Source organism: Pseudoclavibacter endophyticus (genome assembly GCF_008831085.1).
Taxonomy (GTDB): domain Bacteria; phylum Actinomycetota; class Actinomycetes; order Actinomycetales; family Microbacteriaceae; genus Pseudoclavibacter; species Pseudoclavibacter endophyticus.
Genome location: NZ_WBJY01000001.1, coordinates 991,507 through 1,009,486 on the forward strand (window position 1 = coordinate 991,507; position 17,980 = coordinate 1,009,486).

The window sequence follows — 17,980 nt, forward strand, 5'->3', positions numbered from 1 at the left end:
CGCCGAACAAGGGAGTTCTCATGACCGAAACCGCAGCATCCGTCATCGCCGCCGCGGGCGGATCCGTGCCCGCGCTCCGGAACGCTCAGGCGCGGCCGACGATCTTCCCCGTCACGGCCGAGTTCACCAACTGGCGTTCGGAGCAGCGGGCCTGGCGCGAATCGGTCGCGCTGCTCGACCAATCGCACCACATGACCGACCTCTTCATCTCGGGACCTGACGCGCTCCGGTTGCTGAGCGACACGGGCGTCAACAACTTCTCCAACTTCGCGGTCGGCGACGCGAAGCAGTTCGTGGCGGTCAACGATGAGGGGTACCTGATCGGCGACGCGATCCTGTTCCACCTGGAGGAGGGCCGTTTCGACCTGGTGGGCTGGTTCATGGTGCTCGACTGGGTCGAGTTCATCGGCAAGACCGGTGACTACGACGTCACGTTCGAACGCGACTGGAACTCCGTGCTGCGCGCCCCGGGCGAGGACCCGGTGCTCTACCGGTACGAGATCCAGGGGCCGCATGCCCTCGCCCTGCTCGAGAAGGCGATCGGCGGGCAGGTGCCCGAGACGAAGTTCTTCGGCGGCGCGGAGCTTGAGATCGACGGCGCGAAGGTCGGGTCGCTGCGGCACGGCATGGCGGGCCAGCCGGGGTTCGAGCTGTTCGGCCCGTGGGCCGAGCGCGACACGGTTCGCAACGCCCTCCTGCACCACGGCGAAGGGTTCGGCCTCGTGCTCGTTGGAGCGCGCGCCTACTCGTCGGCGAACCTCGAGTCTGCCTGGGTTCCCTCGCCGCTGCCCGCGATTTTCACGGGGGCGCGATCCGAGGCCTACCTCGAGTGGTTGCCCGCGAACCGCATCGGGTCGCTCGCCGGCAGCTTCGCGTCCGATGACATCGAGGACTACTACCTCACTCCCTACGACCTCGGCTATGGCCGCTCGGTCTCGTTCACACATGAGTTCATCGGTCGCGAGGCACTCGAGCGGCATGCCGCCACCGCGAACCGCACCAAGGTCACACTCGTGTGGAACGCCGACGACGTCGCCGCCGTGCAGCGGTCGGCGTACGAACCCGGCACACCCGCGAAGTTCATCGAGTTCCCAAAGGCCCGCTACGGCGTCTACCAGGTCGACCGAGTCGAATGCGACGGCGCCCTCGTCGGCGTCTCGCACGACGTCGGCTACATCACGGGGGAGCAGGTGTTCGTGTCGCTCGCGAGCATCGACAACGAGGTGGCCGAGCCGGGCACCGAGGTGAGTGTCGTGTGGGGCGAGTCGCCCGTCTCGACGAAACCCGCCGTGGAGCCCCACCGGCAGGTGACGGTGCGGGCGACCGTCGCGCCCGCGCCGTACTCGTCGTACGCCCGCGAGAGCTACCGCAAATAAGCGGTCAGCGCGAAGTCGGGTATCGGCAGCGACCGTCAAGGCGCCGGCAAGGGGGCTCGCGATAGCGTCGAGTGATGCACTCGCGCACCCTCCGCCTCGACGCCGGCACGCTCACGATCGACGCGCAGTCTCCCGAGCTGCTCGAGGACCGCGCCGATGAGGTGCTCGGCGGCCTGGCTCTTGTGCGCGACGACTGGCGGCCCGGGTTCGCGACCGAGCTCGCCTCATGGCTCTACAGCGTCGTGCCCGGGGCGGAAAACCAGCATGGCGCCGACGGGAGCTGGCAGGTGCAGGCGCTGTGCTCGGCTCGCGGCACCGAGACGCCCGGTGTGGAACAACACCCTGCCGTCAGGCGCTGGACCGACGACGCGACCCAGGCCCTTGCCGCGCTCGGCGGCCAGCGCGCCGTGCTCGAACGAACGGAGCTCAAGGCAGGTGCGTTCCGCGTCGACGACGTCGTGCTCGTGCACCGCGAACTGCTGCCACGGGGGCGGACAGGGCCTATGGGCCTCTACCTGCACCGGATGCGCGAGGCGGTGCGGAGGGATGACGGCACGACCGACTCCGGCTGGTATCTCGGTCCGGTCGCCGGGGCCGTGCAGCCGCACCCGAGCGATCTGGCGTTCGTGCCCGCCCTCGACCTGCTCGACGAGTATGCGTTCATCGCACCCGCGCTGCAGTTGCCTCGCGGCTGCCTCGTGCTGTTCGACGATGCGGGCATCTTCGAGGTCGTCGACGCCGATGGCGCCGAGCGCTGGCCGCGCGACGAATAGACCACCACCGGCCGCTGGATCCGACCGACCCATCGGTTGCTCCACGTCGCGTGTTGGGAGTTTCGGATCCGGGTCGATCTGTCGCTGAGGTCGCGATGTGGCCCTCCCTGTGCGGCGGACGCCTAAGCGTCCGCCGCCTCGCGCCGCCGCACGATCTCGGTGATCCAGATCGGTGCGAAGGGCGAGGTGCAGTTGGGAGGGGTCGGGTAATCCTTGAGCACCTCAAGCCGCTCGCCGATGTCGAGGGCGCGTGAACGAAGGCGTGGATGCTCGATGCCGATGTTGGCCAGCGTTTCGTTCATCGCCCACTGCAAGCGGTCGGGGGCTGCCAGCATGTCCGCCTCGATGCGGTCGAGCAGGTTTTCGAGACTGAGCCCGTCAGGCGCCTTGCCCACGAGCTCGGTCGTGAGCTGCCAGCCCGCGCTCGCGACCACCGGGTCGGGGTCGTCGAACCACCTCAGTCGCAGCGCCTTGGCGTGCGGGGTCTTCTTTACGACGTAGTTGACAAGCCAGTCGTGCACCTTGGGGATCGACGCTGCGCGCAGCATGGTGTCGAGCTCGTCCTCGCCGAACTGCTGCGGCCGGCAGACGAGGATGGCGAGCAGGCGCGCGGCGGTGTCACCTGTCGCCCACAGTTCGCTCGCGAGTTTTGGCTGCTTCTTGAGGCGTTTCGCGATCGCGCGGAGCTTCGTGAGATTGACGCCGAAGTCGTTGCCATGACGCTCGTTGACGGCCCGCATCTTGGGGTCGTCGAGCGCGCGGAGTTCGGCCAGGAGTTCCTCGGCGGTGGGGGTTGTCGCCGTCGTGTGCTGGTTCATGCTGCCTCACGAGTTCGTGGACGGGCGGCGTGCTGAGGCGTCGCCCGTGCACGCCTGCTGTGAGCGCGTCGTGCGCATCAGCGTAGCGCTGACCGTCCACGACGCGATCGAACAGTGAGGTGAGCATCGGGCTGGGTGCCATGATGAGTGGCATGGCCAGCACGCGCCGCGACCGCGCTCGATCGGTGCCCGACGTGCGAGCCCTGCCGAGGTATACCGCCGGCGAACTCGACGTGCCGTGGTCGATCGGCACATTCGGAGAACGCCTCGCCCGAGCCGCCTACTGGCCTGAGCACTCGCACCCGACGCACGAGCTCATCCGCAACGAACGCGGCGTCTCGACGGTCAGTGTCGGGCGGCGCACCTGGACCATCACGCCGGCGCTCGGTCTCTGGATGCCTGCCGGCGTCGCGCACTCCGGCTCGGCGCCCGCGGGCACGTGGTACCGCACGACGCACTTCGAAATCGGGCTCGTCGACGATGCCCCGGCGGCGCCCGTCGCCGTCGACATCGGCCCCCTCCTGCGGTTGCTTCTCGAACGGCTCGACGACGACACCCTGTCGTCGACGTCGCGCGCGACGACCGAGGCCATGGTGCTCGACGTGCTCGAGCCAGCGACGAACGAGTTGCTCGTGCACGCGCCGATGTCCACGCTGCTCGCGCCCATCGTCGAGGCCGTCATGGCCGAGCCTGGCGACCGCCGCACGCTCGAGGAATGGGCGGATGCGGTCGACGTCTCGTCCCGGACCCTCACCAGGGCGTTCCGGGCCGAGACCGGTCAAGGGTTCGCCCAATGGCAATCCGCAGTGCGCGCGCAGCGTGCGGCTCACCTGCTCGCCGCCGGCGTGCCCGTGGCTGAGGTCGTCGACGAGGTCGGTTACGCAACGCCGAGCGCATTCGGTGCGGCGTTTCGTCGTGCAACCGGGCTCACGCCACGAGAGTTTCGCACCAGACATGTCTGAATCGCGAGAGTCGCGTCGTTCTCGCGCGATTGCGGAGGGATGCGCCCCCTCGTACTGTAGGTAAGCCTCACCTAACTCACGGTGTGGCTTTCCCACCGGCACACGAACCTCGGAGTATCAGTGCGTCTCCAACGACTTTTCGCCCCGGTCGCCATCGCGGCCGCCGGCATCCTCGCTCTCTCGGCATGCGCATCCGGTGCCGGCCAAGCCGGTCCCGCCGACGGCGCCAACCCATCGGTCGGCCCGGGCTCGGCCGACGGCGAGTACCCCATCACGATCGAGCACGCACTCGGTACGACGACGATCGAGGAGAAGCCCGAGCGGGTCGCGACCGTCAACTGGGCGAACCAGGAGGTGCCGCTCGCGCTCGGCGTCGTGCCGGTCGGCATGGCCGCGGCGAACTTCGGCGACGACGACGGCGACGGCATCCTGCCGTGGGTGCAGGACAAGCTCGACGAGCTCGGCGGCGAGACCCCGGTGCTGTTCGATGAGACCGACGGCATCGACTTCGAGGCGGTCTCGAACACCGACCCCGACGTGATCCTCGCCTCGTACTCGGGCCTGACGCAGGAGGACTACGACACGCTGAGCGAGATCGCGCCGGTCGTCGCCTACCCCGACGCCCCGTGGGCGACCTCGTGGCGCGACGTCATCACCTACAACAGCATGGGCATGGGGATGGCTGCCGAGGGCGAGGCGCTCATCGCCGACCTCGAGCAGCAGATCGACGACGCCGTCTCGCAGTACCCCGAGCTCGAGGGCACGGCGACGATGTTCCTCACGCACGTCGACCAGTCCGACCTCAGCGAGGTCAGTTTCTACACATCGCACGACACGCGCGCCGCGTTCTTCGAGGACCTCGGCCTCGGCACCCCGCAGAGCATCGCGGACGCCTCGAGCGATCCGACCCAGTTCTCGGGCACGATCAGCGCCGAGCAGGTCGACACGTTCGCCGACGTCGAGCTCATCGTGACCTACGGCGACGCCTCGCTCGTCGAAACCCTCGAGAACGACCCGCTCCTGTCGCAGATGCCGGCCGTGCAGACCGGCGCGATCGTCGCGCTCGACGGCGCGTCACCGCTCGGCACGGCGGCCAACCCGACGCCGCTCGCGATTCCGTTCGTGCTCGACGACTACGTCTCGATGCTCGCGGACGCGGTCGCGGCAAACGGCGGGGCGTGACCCAGACACCCCGCGCCACGTTGGCGGGCTCGGTCGCTTCGGCGCCCGGGCCCGCCGATGCGCGCGCGGCAGGTGGGGGTGCAAACATCAGTGTCAGTGAGGGCGCGGATGCGCCTGCCGAGGCAACGCGGGCTGGCGCTCCCCGCCCGGCCCTCACGAGCATCCGCCGATCGAACGCGGTCAGGGCGACCTGGGTGCTCGTGGTCGCCATCGCGCTCGCCGCGCTCGCACTCCTCTCGATCGCGATCGGCTCGCGCGAGGTGTCATTCGACGATCTCGTCGCGGGACTCATGGGCGGCACCGACAACCTCGGCCAGGCGGCGATCGTCAAACGCGTGCCGCGCACCGCGCTCGCGCTGCTCATCGGCGCCGCACTCGGGCTCGCCGGTGCGGTCATGCAGGGCGTGACGCGCAACCCCCTCGCCGACCCGAGCATCCTCGGCATCAACATGGGCGCATCCCTGGCCGTCGTCATCGGCATCTCGTGGTTCGGCCTCGTGAGCGCGATCGGCTACATCTGGGTGGCGATCGCGGGCGCCGCGGTGACGGCGGTCGCCGTCTACGCGATCGGCTCGCTCGGGCGGGGCGGCGCGACGCCGCTCAAGCTCGCGCTCGCGGGGTCGGCGACGACGGCCGCGCTCGCCTCGCTCATCACGGCCATCTCGCTGCCGCGCGGCGACGTGGCCGAGATGATCCGCTCGTGGCAGATCGGCGGCGTCGGCGGGGCGTCGTGGGAGTCGACCGGCAACGTCGTTGCGTTCTTCGCCGTCGGCGCGATCGTGTGCCTCATCTCGGCGCGCAGCCTCAACGCGCTCGCGCTCGGCGACGACGTCGCCGCCAGCCTCGGCGAGCACGTGGCGGTCGTGCGCGGTATCGCTGCAGTGGGGGCCGTCATGCTCTGCGGCGCCGCGACCGCCGTCGCGGGCCCGATCGCGTTCGTCGGGCTCGTCGTGCCGCACTTCTGCCGCCTGCTCGTCGGCCCGGACTATCGCTGGCTGCTGCCGTTCTCGGCGCTCGGCGGCGGCGTGCTGCTCGTCGCCGCCGACGTGCTCGGCCGCGTGATCGCGCGCCCGAGCGAGATCGACGTCGGCATCATCACCGCCATCGTCGGCGCGCCCTTCTTCATCGCCGTCGTGCGCCGACAGCGGATGCGTGCGCTGTGAGCGTCGAGACGCGGGTCGAGACCGCGCCCGAGACGACGCGCGGCAGGCGGCCGCAAGGGACGACGAAACGCGGCACGACGCCGGGCACGCAGGCGCCGAGCGCCGACGCACCGACGCGCACGACCGTGGAACTCGTGGCCGAGGGCCGCCGCCTCCGCGGCCGTCGCCGCCGCCTGGTGATCGCCGTGCTCGCGCTCGTCGTCATCGCGGGCTTCGCCTGCAGCGTCATGCTCGGCGACCGCGTCTACGGGCCCGTCGAGGTGTGGCGGGTCATGATCGGCGAGGAGGTCGACGGCGCCACGTTCACGGTCGGCTCCCTGCGCCTGCCGCGGGCGACGCTCGCCGTCGCGACCGGGCTGTGCTTCGGGCTCGCCGGCGTGACGTTCCAGACGATGCTGCGCAATCCCCTGGCGAGCCCCGACATCATCGGCATCAGCACGGGCGCGAGCGCGGCCGCCGCCATCGCGATCGTGATGTTCGGCCTCGGCGGCGCCGCGGTCTCGGGCGTCGCGGTCGTGAGCGGCCTCGTCGTCGCGATCGTCATCTACCTGCTCGCGTTCCGGCGCGGGGGAGTGGGTACGCGGCTGATCCTCATCGGCATCGGCATCGCGGCGATGCTCGAGAGCGTCATCGCCTACGTGCTCTCGCAGGCCGGCCAGTGGGATCTGCAGGAGGTCACTCGCTGGCTCACCGGCAGCCTCAACGGCGTCGGCTGGGCGCAGGTCGCGAGCACCGCGATCGCGCTCGTCGTGCTCGGCCCGCTGCTGCTCGCGTGCACGCGTAGCTTGTCGGCCCTCCAGCTCGGCGACGACACCGCGGCCGCCCTCGGCGTCCGCGTCGAGGTGACGCGCCTGTTCATCGTGGTCGCCGCGGTGGGACTCGTCGCCTTCGCGACGGCGGCGGCAGGGCCGATCGCGTTCGTCGCGTTCCTCGCCGGGCCGATCGCCGCTCGCCTTGTCGGCCCGAACGGATCGCTGCTCGTGCCGGCCGCCCTCGTCGGAGCCGCGCTCGTCGTGATCGCCGACTTCGTGGGCCAGCACCTGCTCGACACGCGGTTCCCGGTCGGCGTCGTAACGGGCGTCCTCGGGGCGCCCTATCTCGTGTACCTCATCGTGCGCACCAACCGGGCGGGAGGCTCGCTGTGACTGAATCGCACCGCCTGAGCGCCGAGGGGCTTGCCCTCGGCTACGGCGACCGCACCGTCTTCGACGGCCTCGACCTTGTGGTGCCGCCCGGCCGCATCACCGTGATCGTCGGTCCCAACGCGTGCGGCAAATCGACCCTGCTGCGCTCGATGTCCCGGCTGCTTGTCCCGCGGGCCGGCCGCGTCGTGCTCGACGGCAAGCTCGTGCACCGCATGCCCGCGAAGGAGCTCGCGCGTACGCTCGGTCTCCTGCCCCAATCGCCGATCGCGCCGGAAGGCATCACGGTCGCCGACCTCGTCGGCCGCGGGCGGCAGCCGCATCAGGGTCTCTTCTCGCGTTGGACGCACGCCGACGACCAGGCCGTCGCCGACGCCCTCGACGCGACCGACACCGCCGTGCTCGCGGATCGCCCGGTCGACGAGCTCTCCGGCGGGCAGCGGCAGCGCGTGTGGATCGCCATGGCGCTCGCGCAGCAGACAGACCTGCTGCTGCTCGACGAGCCGACGACGTTCCTCGACGTGAGTCACCAGGTCGAGGTGCTCGACTTGCTCGTCGACCTCAACCGTGCGCGCGGCACCACGATCGTGCTCGTGCTGCACGACCTCAACCTCGCAGCGCGCTACGCCGACCATCTCGTCGCGCTCGAGGGGGGCGTCGTGCGGGCGTCGGGCGCGCCAAACGACGTGTTGACCGAGGACCTCGTGCGCTCGGTATTCGGCATCCCGAATCGCGTCATCGTGGATCCGGTCTCCGGTGCGCCGCTCATGCTCCCGATCGGGCGGCACCGCGCCGTGGAGCCCGCCGCGGGATAGCCGAGCGGGATTGCCTCGATGTCCCCCGGCGCATCGCCGCAAGGTGCGGCGACCGCTACCGATGCGGCTCTTGGCTGTCCCCGGCGTCGCGCATGGCGTCGCGCAGGAGCTCGACGGCGGCGAGCTCGGTCTGCGCCAGGATCTCGAGCGGTTCTCCGTCGAATTCGTAGTGGCGGGTGCGTACCTCGCCCCGGACGTACGTGGCGAGCCACGTCGTGCCGGGCGGGTGCCCCTCCTCGCGATCCGGCCCGCCGACGCCCGTTGCGGCGATCGCGGCGTCGGCGCCCATCAGGGTCGCGACGCCCATCGCCATTGCTCGGGCCGCCTCCTCCGACACGACGGGGCCGCGCGGAACGTTCAACGCGGCGTACTTCGCCTCTGACTGGTAGGCCACGACCGCGCCCGCGTACCAGTCGACGCACTGCGGTATCGACGCGAAATGCTGTGCGAGTCGGCCGCCCGTGAGCGATTCGGCCGCGGCGACACGAAAGCCATGCGCGCGGGCGAGTTCGCCGACCTCTTCGGCCAGGGCATCTGCGGCCTCCGACGGCGACTGGGCGTTGGTGAGGTCGGACACGGCGACTCCAATCCGTAGGTGTGGTTGAGCGTACGCCGATTCGCCCTGCACGGTGCGGGAACGCGACCGGAATGGCGGGTCAGCACCAATGATTCTCGCGGCCGCATCCAGGACAATGGGCCCATGCATTCGCCGAGTTGGAGTCAGGGTTCGAGCAGCCATGCCGAGCCCGGCGACGAATCGACGCTCGTACGTTGGCGTCGGCGGGGGAGCGCCGCGGAACTCCGCTTCGTCGAGTCATCGCGCTCGCGCATCTGGCGCCGCACCTTCGTGCCCTCGAAGGTCATGCCGGCGCTCACCTCCTTCTCGTGGTGGCTGCTCGGCACCGTGGGGCACGCGACGGCGACGGCCGGTTTCTTCATCGGCTTCGGTGCCGCCGGGCTCGACCTCGTGCCCGTGTGGATCGGCTCCGCCCTGGGGCTCGTCGTACCACCCGGTGCTGGCGTCGGCGGTTACTACTACGGGAAGCTCCGCCAGCGCCAGGCGGAGACCCGGGCGCTCGCGATCGAAGACATCGACGCGGCGGCGACCGCCGCGCTCGGCCGCGACGTGCGCGGTCTCGGCGCAAAGGCACTGTCGCAGAAGGTCGCCGCGGCCATGCGCCACGGGCGCCCCGAGCGCGCGAAGCTGCTCACCGCGTCCGGCTATGTCGAGTACCGGATCGATCCGGTCGACGATGCGACCGTCACCATCGAGCCGGTCGAGGAATCGCCCGAGGCGAGCGCATTCAACCAGATCGTGCGGGCGGTCAACCCCTCGGGTCGACCGCTTCAGGGCACCGACATCACCGTGCCGACCGATCGCCGCGTCGCCGAGCTCGAGCGCCGCTTGTCGGCGATCGAGCGCGCCGGCAAGATCGACGCCAGCCACCCCAGTTACCCCCAGTTCGTGATCCTGCAGATCGACCGGCTCACCGAATACCGGCAGCTCGCGAGCCGTGCCGAGGCCATCGCCGAGGTCGACTCGCCCGAGGCTCGCCAGATGGCGGTCCAGCTCGCGAGCGACCTCGACGACATGGTCGAGCTCATGACGGCCGGCGTGGCCGAACTCGAGCGACAGGTCCTGGCCGATACGAAGCGGTCGTCCGACGCGCAGCTCGGCTTCCTCCGCGAGAAGTACGCGGCCGGTGAGCCCCGCACCGGCCCCGTGGTCTGAACCACGGCGCCGAGGGTCGGGAACGGGTCGTCGCTCTGCGCCCGTCCCGCGACGGCCGGTCCCAGTCGGAGGTTCGAGGCGCTCGGTGTCCTGGGAGGTGGCTATTGAGTACCGACTCATACTTCACCCTGATCGGACTCGTCTCCCCGGGTGCGCTCACGCCGTATGTGACTGCGCGCGTGCTCGATGGCGTCCGGAAGCGTCTCGAATACGTGGTTCTGGTGCCGCAGCGACGACAGCACGCCGACCGAGCGGAAGAGCCGTTCGTGCCCTTCGCGCACGCCCTTGATGAGCACGGTGATGCCGCGCCGTTCGAGCGCCCGCACGATCTCGGTGAGCACTCGCGCACCGCTCGCGTCAACGAGCTCGAGCTGTGACACGCGCAGGATCACGACACCCACGCCCCGAATGCTCGTGACGCGGTCAAAGACGCGGTCGGACGCCGCGAAGATCAGCGGCCCGTCGAAACGCAGGATTGCGATGCGGGTGTCACCGGGGTGCGCCTCGCCCTCGAGGCCCTCGCGGTGCACGCCGGTCGCCTTCGACATGTTGCGGATCGCGACGACGCCGACGACCAGGATGCCGACGAGCACCGCCACGATGAGGTCGAGCGACACCGTGACGATCGCCGTGATGATGAACCCCGCGGCGTCGGATCTCGTCGAGCGCACGATCGACCGAACCGTCGCGACCTGCACCATGCGCACGGCCGTCACCATGAGGATGCCGCCGAGCGCCGCGAGCGGAACGGCCGCCACTGGTCCGGACGCGATGAGCACGACGCCGAGCAGCACGAGCGCGTGCACGATCGAGGCGAGCCGGCTGCGGCCACCGGACCGCACGTTGACCGCGGTGCGGGCGATGGCCCCGGTCGCGGGCATCCCGCCGAAAAGCCCGGACCCGATCGAGGCGACACCCTGGCCGAGCAGCTCGCGGTCGGGATCGTACGGGCCCGTGTCGTCAAGCGACGCCGCGACGCGGGCGGAGAGCAGCGACTCGATCGCTGCCAGCGCGGCGATCGTCAGTGCGGGCAGCACGAGCGTGCTCACGAGCTCGGGCCTGAGATCGGGCAGCGCGGGCGCGGGCAGCGTGCTCGGAAGCTCGCCGATGCGCGCGAGCGGGGTTGCGACGACGAGGGAGACGAGCGTCACGACGACGATGCCGATGAGCGAGCCGGGCAGCGACGGGTGGATGCGCGGGGCGACGATCATGATCGCCGCGACGATCGCCGCTGTCCCCAGCGACCACGGCGCGTAGCCCCAGTCTGCTTCGGCGATCGACTCGATCGCCGCGACGATCGCGTTCGAGCTGTGCTCACCAGCCGCCGCCGTGTGGGGCGAGGTGAGCAAGGGCAGTTGCTGCAGGAAGATGATGACGGCGATGCCGAGCGTGAAACCCTCGATGACGGGCCAGGGGATGAACGAGACCGCCCTCCCGAGCCTGAGCGCGCCCGCGATGAGCACGGCGACGCCGGCGAGCACGCTCACGGTCGCGACGGAGCCGACGCCGTGCTGCGCGACGATCGGCAGCAGCACGACGACCATCGCGCCCGTCGGGCCGGACACCTGCACGTTCGACCCGCCGAAGACGGCCGCGAGCATGCCGGCGACGATCGCGGTGACGAGACCGGCCTCGGCGCTGACGCCCGAGCTCACCCCGAAACCGAGCGCGAGGGGAAGGGCGACGATGCCGACGGTGACGCCGGCGACGAGGTCGCCCTTCCAGGTCCGGCGGAGATCGCGGTAGTCGCGAGGTGAGGGGAGCAGTGCACGTGACCGCCGCAGGGCGCGTGCGATGCCGGCGCGCGCCGTCACGATGCCGGCTCCCTGTGGGCGGGGGAGTGTCCGTCGTCCCCGTCGTCCGACTCGCGCGGAGCGGGACCGCCCGGCAGTTCGGGCAGGGAGGTGATATCGCCCACGCGCGCCGCGTCGGCGGTCGTGAGCTCGCCGAGCAGGTGACGCGCGACGGCGAGCAGGGAAGCGACGGTGGGCGAGAAGAGTCGGTAGTAGACGTGACTTCCGCGTCGATTCGACACGACGAGGCGGTTGCGCCGCAGCACCGCGAGGTGTTGTGAGAGGTGCGAGGCTTCGAGGTCCATTGCTCCGAGCAGTTCCGAGACGGAGTGCTCCGTACCGTCGGCGAGCAGCTCGAGCACGCGGATGCGGAAGGGGTGCGAAAGGCCCTGGAAGAGTCCCGCCTTCACTTCGTAGAGCGGCCGTGCATCCCAATATGTCGACATGATGAAGTCATCATATCGTCAGCCTCAGCGGATACGGCCCCGGCAGATTGTTGACAAAATGTGTGCCAATCTGGGGTGCGGTACCGACGACCGACCCGTGCGAGGAGTGGATGCCCGTGGCCGACGCCTCGCCGACGCGCGCCTCGTGGGCGGTGCTGTTCGTGCACGGCGCCCTGAGCATGTTCTTCGGCTATGCGCTGCGGCCGCTCATCTCGACCGAAATCCTGGATGGCGGGCACTCGAGCGCCTGGCTCGGCCTCGCGACGATGGTGTTCGCGGTGCCGCCGCTCGTGCTCGCCATCCCGGCCGGTCGCCTGCTCGACCGGACCGGAGAGCGGCCTTGGATCGTCGGCGGCTCGATCGTGTATCTCGTCGCCACCCTGCTCGTGCTTCTGTCGACGACCTTCGAGGGAACGGTCAACCTCGCCATGCTGGTCATCGCGAGCGGCGTGATCGGCCTCGGCTCGCTCGCGAGCATCCTGGGGTCGCAGACGTGGGTCATGCACGGCGCGGCCGCCGGACGGCCCGACTTCTGGTTCGGGCTCTACACCTTCGCGCTCACGGTCGGGCAGCTCATCGCGCCCGCGCTTCTGTGGCTCCCCGGGGCGGCCGAGCGGCATACGCTCGCGACCGAGCCAATCGCGTGGACCCTCGTCGGCGTCGCCGTCGTCGCTGCCGTCCTCGGCACGTTCGTCCCCTCGCACGGCAGCCCCGCGAGCGGAGGCGCCGCCGTGCGGAAGGTGCGGTCGGTCGTCCGTCGCGTGCGGCAGGGCGGCCGCGACGATGAGGGAACGGTGCGAGGCACGGATGCGTCGGCCGGGCGATCGCGGTCCGGCTATGCGGCCCCGCCGACCGGCGAGATCGAGATCCCGCCGGGCTCGGCGCGCAAACCCGGCGCGAACGAGGCCGCCGGCCTCGGCCAGGACGACGATCGCGAGGGGATGCTCCGGGCATCCCTCCGTCTGACGCGTCGTGAGGGGGTCCTGCGCACGCTCGTCGCGTCGAGCCTCGTGATCGCGTCGATCGACATCGTCATCGCCTATTTGCCCTTGCTCGTGCGGGACCGTGCGCTTGACGCGGCGTGGATCGGCGGCCTGCTCATGGCGCGAGCTGTCGCGGGGATGGTGTCGCGGTTGTTCCTCTCGCGGCTCACCTCGTGGTTCGGTCGCAGGAACGTGATGGTGACGGGGGCGGCGATCGGCGCGGTCGCGCTCATCGCGATGGCCACGCCGGTTCCGGCGTGGGCGCTGGGGGTCTGCATCGTGGTCTACGGGTTCGCGGCTGGAACCGTGCAACCGCTCACGATGTCGTGGATGACCCTCATCACCCCCGCTCGTGAGCGAGGCCTCATGACGAGCCTGCGCATGGTGGGCAATCGCACGGGTCAGACGCTCGTGCCCGTTCTGATCGCGGGGATGTCGGTCATCGGTGGTGGCGCGCTCGCGTTCATCGTCACGGGTTGCACGCTCGTGCTGTCGTCGCTCGCCTCGATGACGGCACCGGACGGCGACGCGGTCGGGCGCCGTGAGCGGTGACGCGTCGGACGCCGAGACGCGTCCCGGCCGGCCGACGTGGACGAGCCGCTAGAGATCCCCGAAGTCCCCGAAATCGCCGAAGTCGCCGAAGTCGCCGAAGTCGCCCTGGATGAGACCACCCAGGAGTCCGCCGTCGCCGAAAAGTTCGTCGAAGCCGCCGTCGCCCGCGTCGCCGGTCCCGCCCGTCGCCGAGAATCCGCCTGCGGCCTCGCCGGCCTCACCGACGTCGCCGCGGAACCCGCCGGAGCCCCCGAACGCGTCGCCCGCGCCGCCCGGCTCCGAGAAGCCGGCGCCGAATCCGCCCGTCGCAGCGAACCCGTCGCCGCCTGCGCCGAGATCTGCGGGGCCCGCGCCCGCCGCGAGCGTCTCGCCCTCGCCGAGGCCCGATCCGCCCCATCCGGAGCCCATCGAGCCGAACGCTCCCATCCCCGGCAGGAACGAGGTCATCAGCGTCGAGCCGAGGACGTATCCTCCGACGGTGCCGAGCAGCGAGCCACCGAACGCCGAGCCGAACGGCGAGTCGGTACCGCGCGGCTCACCGCCCCGGCTTCCGAGCCCGCCCTCGCGCCACACCGGTCCGCCCGCGCCAGTCGGTCCGCCCGGCGTGCGGGCGAGGAGGTCAGCCATTGAGCCGGGTTCTCGCAGTTCCTGACGAGTCGCGGCGACGGCGAGGGAGTGCGCGTCGTCGGAGGCGGGTGCTTCGCCAGGAGGGACCGTTGCCGTGAGCTCGTCGAACAGCGCGAACCGCTGCTCGGGAGTCAACTGCGCAAACGCCTCCTCGTGCGCAAGTTCGATGCGCTCGGGCGGCGCGGTCCGCAGCAGGTAGGCATAACGCTCGTGGGCGAGCTCACTTTCGCTGCGGCCGCCCTGCGCGCCGTCACCGACCGGAGGCTCGTCGTGCCGGTGCGGCGGTGCCTCCTCCGAACCGAGCGGGCCGCCCGCGAAGCGGCCAGCAGCCGCTCGCCCGCCGGCCCGGCCGTCAGCGCCGCCGAAGAGCCAATCGAGAAATCCCATGCGTCGCGCTCCCTCGGGCGGCGTCGATGCTGGAAGAACCGATGAGGCGCCGCCCGCTTCAGCCTCGAGCCTAGGAACGCGCCCCGCGAGGGTGCTGCGAATCACGGCACGTTCGCCACGGGCACCACGCGAGCCATCGCGACGAGGCGGATGGATGCCGGTCAGCGTCGTTCGCGTCGCGCGCGAATCGCAATGCGCCGCCGGTTCTTCCCCGGTCCTCAGCATTGGCTCCGTAAGGTGAACGACATGTCGAACCCCAAGTCAGACAGCACTTCCACCACGCCGGACGTGGGGCCTCAAGCGAGCGCTGCCGACGCGCCCGAGCACTCGTCGCCCGGCACGTATTCCGCCAAGGGCAAGGAGTTCACGCGCGACACGCGCTACCTGAGCGACCGCATCACCCGCGACGGGCGCCCGGTCGAAGACCCCGAGGTGCGCACCTGGCCGGTTGAGCCGGGCCGCTACCGCCTCGTCGTGGCACGGGCCTGCCCTTGGGCGCACCGCTCGATCATCGTGCGCCGCCTGCTCGGCCTTGAGGACGCCCTCTCGATGGCGGTGTGCGGTCCCGTGCACGATGAGCGCTCGTGGACCTTCGATAAGGCGCCGGGCGGCGTCGACCCCGTCCTCGGATACGAACGGCTGCAACAGGCCTATTTCGCCCGCGACCCCGAGTACCCGCGCGGAATCACCGTGCCGGCCTTGGTCGACATCGAGACGAAGGCGGTCGTGACCAACGACTACCCGTCGATCACCCTCGACTTCTCGACGGAATGGGCCGAGTTCCACCGCGAGGGTGCGCCAGACCTTTACCCAGAAGCGTTGCGAGCCGACATGGACGACGTCATGCGCTTCGTGTACACCGAGATCAACAATGGTGTGTACCGCTGCGGCTTCGCGGGCTCCCAGGAGGCCTACGACACCGCCTACGCCCGCCTGTTCACGGCGCTCGACAAGATCTCTGAGCGCCTCGAGACGCGTCGGTTCCTCATGGGCGAGACGATCACCGAGGCGGATGTGCGGCTGTTCACGACCCTGGTGCGGTTCGACGCCGTCTACCACGGCCACTTCAAGTGCAACCGCCAGAAGCTCAGCGAGATGCCGGTGCTGTGGGCCTACGCGCGAGACCTGTTCCAAACGCCGGGGTTTGGCGACACGGTCGACTTCGTCGACATCAAACGCCACTACTACGAGGTGCATCGAGACCTGAACCCCCTCGGCATCGTGCCGCTCGGCCCCGACCTGCAAAACTGGCTGTCCCCGCACGGCCGCGAGTCGTTCGGCGGCAACCCGTTTGGCGACGGCACGCCTCCGGGCGAGGTCATCGATCCCGTCGAAGAGGGGCACGGGCTCGTCTAGAGGCTGCGGCTGCCGGGTGGCCCATCGTGCCCGAGAACGCGAGCGTTCTGAGTAGACCCATCGACGCAGCGTCTTCCCGCCCGAGTAAAGCGGAACCTTCACCAGGCGGGAAGGCGCTTCGTCGTGGCGATCGGTTGCCGCGTGTCGCACGCCGGGCGTCACCCGTAGGTGACATTTCCTCGTGCGGTGGCCGCTGTCGGTCGGCACTTCCGGGGGATGACGGTCGCCGAACCGCAGGCGACCATGGTGGTATGACACGACCACGCATGTTCGCCTTCCCCCTCGCCCTCACCGCGGCGGCCCTCGCCCTTGCCGGATGCTCCCTCGACGTCAGCGTGCCGGCCAGCGACGTCGAGTCGCAGGCCGCAGCTGCGCTCGAACCCCAGCTCGGCTACGCACCCGAGATCAGCTGCCCCGACTCGCTGCCCGCCGAGGTGGGCCACACGATGGTGTGCGAGCTCACCGACGACACGGGTGCCACGCACGATGCGACGATCACGGTCACGGAGGTCGACGGCACCGACGTGAACTTCGACGTGAGCGTCGGCTAACCGACCGGCGGAGTTTCCCTCGCTCCGGTGACCGGCGGCATCCACGACATGATCGGGATGCCCTCGGTACTGTGGCGAGTGGGCACCGGCGACTCTGCGAGCGGAGCGGGCGCGACGGCGTCACGAGCGAAGGAGCAGGCATGACCGGGCGCGAACCTCACCACGCACGACCGTTCGGGAATGCGGCGGGCTCCGACGGCGGGCTGCCGTCGATCGGGGGCGGCCGGCCGATCCGTCGCCCGGTGCGGCGCACATGGCCGGTTGACGGGGGCGACCTCGGTGGCATCGAGTGGGAGGCCGAGCCGGGAGCGCCCGTCGTGCTCGCCGTCCACGGCGTCACGGCCAACGCTGCAGCCTGGCAGCTCGTTGCCGATCGCCTACCGCAGTCTCGCGTGCTCGCGCCCGACCTCCGCGGACGCGGCCGGTCGAACCGGCTGCCCGGTCCCTGGCACCTCGCGAGGCTCGCCGACGATCTCGCGCGCGTGCTGGATGCCGCGGGCGTCGAGCGGGCCGTGCTCGCCGGGCACTCGATGGGCGGCTTCGTCGGGGTCCGCTTCGCCGAGCGGCACGTCGGGCGGCTCGAGGCGCTCGTGCTCGTCGACGGGGGGCTGCCGATGCCGCCGGCGTCGCCGCGCGCCGATGGGACCTTGCCACCGCCCCACGAGGTGTTCGGCCCCGCCGCGGAACGGCTCAACCGCACCTTCGCCTCGTACGAGGAGCACCGGCGGTTCTGGGGGGAGCATCCCGCCTTCGGGCCGTGGTGGAACGCCGCGATCGAGGCGTACGCAGATGCCGATCTCGAGGCTGCCCCCGACGGGCGCTTCAAGCCCTCGACGGTTCCGGATGCCATGGTCGAGAATGCGCTCGAGCTCGACGGCCGGGGCGGGTACGCCCACGCGCTCCTCGGGCTGCGTGTGCCGATGGCATTCATCCGCTCACCGCAGGGGCTCGCGAACGAGGCGCCGCTGTATCCACCCTCCTATGCGGAGGACTGGGTGACGCGCATCGCGGGAGTCGCCAACGTCGAGGCCGACGCCACCAACCACTACACCGTGCTCCTCGCGCCGCATGGTGCCGACGTGACGGCGGCGGTGATTCGCGGGATCGTCGAGATCGGGGCGGCACGTGAACGTGCGCGATCGATGCACCCGGCCACGGGGCGCCTGCGCGTGGTCCGAGCCGTCGACGACCTCGGAAGTCGGGGCGACAGCACGCGATAGACCGCGGGGCGACGGCTCGGTTGATCCCGATCGGCCACCCGAGAGGTGTTCCGCGTGGGGCAATTGTTACGAATGTGACACCGCAACGCCACTAGCATGCCG

General features: G+C 70.5%; 17 protein-coding genes. 12 read left to right on the forward strand and 5 right to left on the reverse strand.

The annotated features are described in order from the left end of the window. The first annotated feature begins 20 nt into the window (after nt 1-20). Complete coding sequence (locus F8O04_RS04320) at nt 21-1,376, forward strand: aminomethyltransferase family protein (RefSeq protein WP_158028084.1); 1,356 nt, start codon at nt 21-23, stop codon at nt 1,374-1,376. Between the two features lie 74 nt (nt 1,377-1,450). Further along, entirely contained in the window at nt 1,451-2,149 is a 699-nt protein-coding gene (locus F8O04_RS04325; protein ID WP_158028085.1) for a hypothetical protein, read from the forward strand. A 122-nt stretch (nt 2,150-2,271) separates the two neighbouring features. Here the strand turns inward: F8O04_RS04325 and F8O04_RS04330 are convergent, their stop codons facing one another. Then, nucleotides 2,272-2,967, reverse strand: a complete 696-nt coding sequence (locus F8O04_RS04330) for a DNA alkylation repair protein (RefSeq protein ID WP_158028086.1) — start codon at nt 2,965-2,967, stop codon at nt 2,272-2,274. Between the two features lie 152 nt (nt 2,968-3,119). Between F8O04_RS04330 and F8O04_RS04335 the strand changes: the two genes are divergently transcribed. From F8O04_RS04335 to F8O04_RS04355, 5 genes are all read left to right on the forward strand, one after another. Next, nucleotides 3,120-3,929 (forward strand): helix-turn-helix domain-containing protein, encoded by an 810-nt coding sequence (locus F8O04_RS04335; protein WP_188726279.1) that lies wholly within the window; start codon nt 3,120-3,122, stop codon nt 3,927-3,929. Between the two features lie 120 nt (nt 3,930-4,049). Then, nucleotides 4,050-5,111, forward strand: a complete 1,062-nt coding sequence (locus F8O04_RS04340; protein WP_158028087.1) for an iron-siderophore ABC transporter substrate-binding protein — start codon at nt 4,050-4,052, stop codon at nt 5,109-5,111. A gap of 86 nt (nt 5,112-5,197) precedes the next feature. Beyond that, on the forward strand, nt 5,198-6,274 hold the full coding sequence (locus tag F8O04_RS04345; protein WP_373285875.1) for a FecCD family ABC transporter permease: 1,077 nt from the start codon (nt 5,198-5,200) through the stop codon (nt 6,272-6,274). Between the two features lie 125 nt (nt 6,275-6,399). Continuing rightward, entirely contained in the window at nt 6,400-7,419 is a 1,020-nt protein-coding gene (locus F8O04_RS04350; protein WP_225734978.1) for a FecCD family ABC transporter permease, read from the forward strand. Next, the gene (locus F8O04_RS04355) at nt 7,416-8,231 is read left to right on the forward strand and encodes an ABC transporter ATP-binding protein (protein ID WP_158028088.1); all 816 of its coding nucleotides are present in this window, start codon (nt 7,416-7,418) and stop codon (nt 8,229-8,231) included. The genes F8O04_RS04350 and F8O04_RS04355 overlap by 4 nt, the downstream gene beginning before the upstream one ends. 55 nt (nt 8,232-8,286) lie before the next feature. Here the strand turns inward: F8O04_RS04355 and F8O04_RS04360 are convergent, their stop codons facing one another. Next, nucleotides 8,287-8,808: a CinA family protein gene (locus F8O04_RS04360; protein ID WP_225734861.1), complete on the reverse strand. Its 522-nt coding sequence runs from the start codon at nt 8,806-8,808 to the stop codon at nt 8,287-8,289. A 123-nt stretch (nt 8,809-8,931) separates the two neighbouring features. On the opposite strand from F8O04_RS04360, the gene F8O04_RS04365 reads away from it, so the two are divergent. Further along, entirely contained in the window at nt 8,932-9,963 is a 1,032-nt protein-coding gene (locus F8O04_RS04365; RefSeq protein ID WP_158028090.1) for a hypothetical protein, read from the forward strand. A 116-nt stretch (nt 9,964-10,079) separates the two neighbouring features. Here the strand turns inward: F8O04_RS04365 and F8O04_RS04370 are convergent, their stop codons facing one another. Next, complete coding sequence (locus tag F8O04_RS04370; RefSeq protein ID WP_225734862.1) at nt 10,080-11,777, reverse strand: SulP family inorganic anion transporter; 1,698 nt, start codon at nt 11,775-11,777, stop codon at nt 10,080-10,082. After that, the gene (locus F8O04_RS04375) at nt 11,774-12,202 is read right to left on the reverse strand and encodes an ArsR/SmtB family transcription factor (protein WP_158028091.1); all 429 of its coding nucleotides are present in this window, start codon (nt 12,200-12,202) and stop codon (nt 11,774-11,776) included. Before F8O04_RS04375 ends, F8O04_RS04370 begins: the two co-directional genes overlap by 4 nt. A gap of 110 nt (nt 12,203-12,312) precedes the next feature. Between F8O04_RS04375 and F8O04_RS04380 the strand changes: the two genes are divergently transcribed. Next, nucleotides 12,313-13,737 (forward strand): MFS transporter, encoded by a 1,425-nt coding sequence (locus tag F8O04_RS04380; protein ID WP_158028092.1) that lies wholly within the window; start codon nt 12,313-12,315, stop codon nt 13,735-13,737. Nucleotides 13,738-13,785: 48 nt separating this feature from the next. Here the strand turns inward: F8O04_RS04380 and F8O04_RS04385 are convergent, their stop codons facing one another. Next, a complete protein-coding gene (locus tag F8O04_RS04385; protein ID WP_158028093.1) occupies nt 13,786-14,751 on the reverse strand; it encodes a hypothetical protein in 966 nt (321 codons plus the stop codon). A gap of 246 nt (nt 14,752-14,997) precedes the next feature. On the opposite strand from F8O04_RS04385, the gene F8O04_RS04390 reads away from it, so the two are divergent. From F8O04_RS04390 to F8O04_RS04400, 3 genes are all read left to right on the forward strand, one after another. Beyond that, on the forward strand, nt 14,998-16,107 hold the full coding sequence (locus tag F8O04_RS04390; protein ID WP_158028094.1) for a glutathione S-transferase family protein: 1,110 nt from the start codon (nt 14,998-15,000) through the stop codon (nt 16,105-16,107). 251 nt (nt 16,108-16,358) lie between these two features. Then, entirely contained in the window at nt 16,359-16,658 is a 300-nt protein-coding gene (locus F8O04_RS04395; protein WP_158028095.1) for a DUF4333 domain-containing protein, read from the forward strand. A 140-nt stretch (nt 16,659-16,798) separates the two neighbouring features. Continuing rightward, nucleotides 16,799-17,878: an alpha/beta fold hydrolase gene (locus tag F8O04_RS04400; RefSeq protein ID WP_158028096.1), complete on the forward strand. Its 1,080-nt coding sequence runs from the start codon at nt 16,799-16,801 to the stop codon at nt 17,876-17,878. The last annotated feature ends 102 nt before the right edge of the window (nt 17,879-17,980 follow it).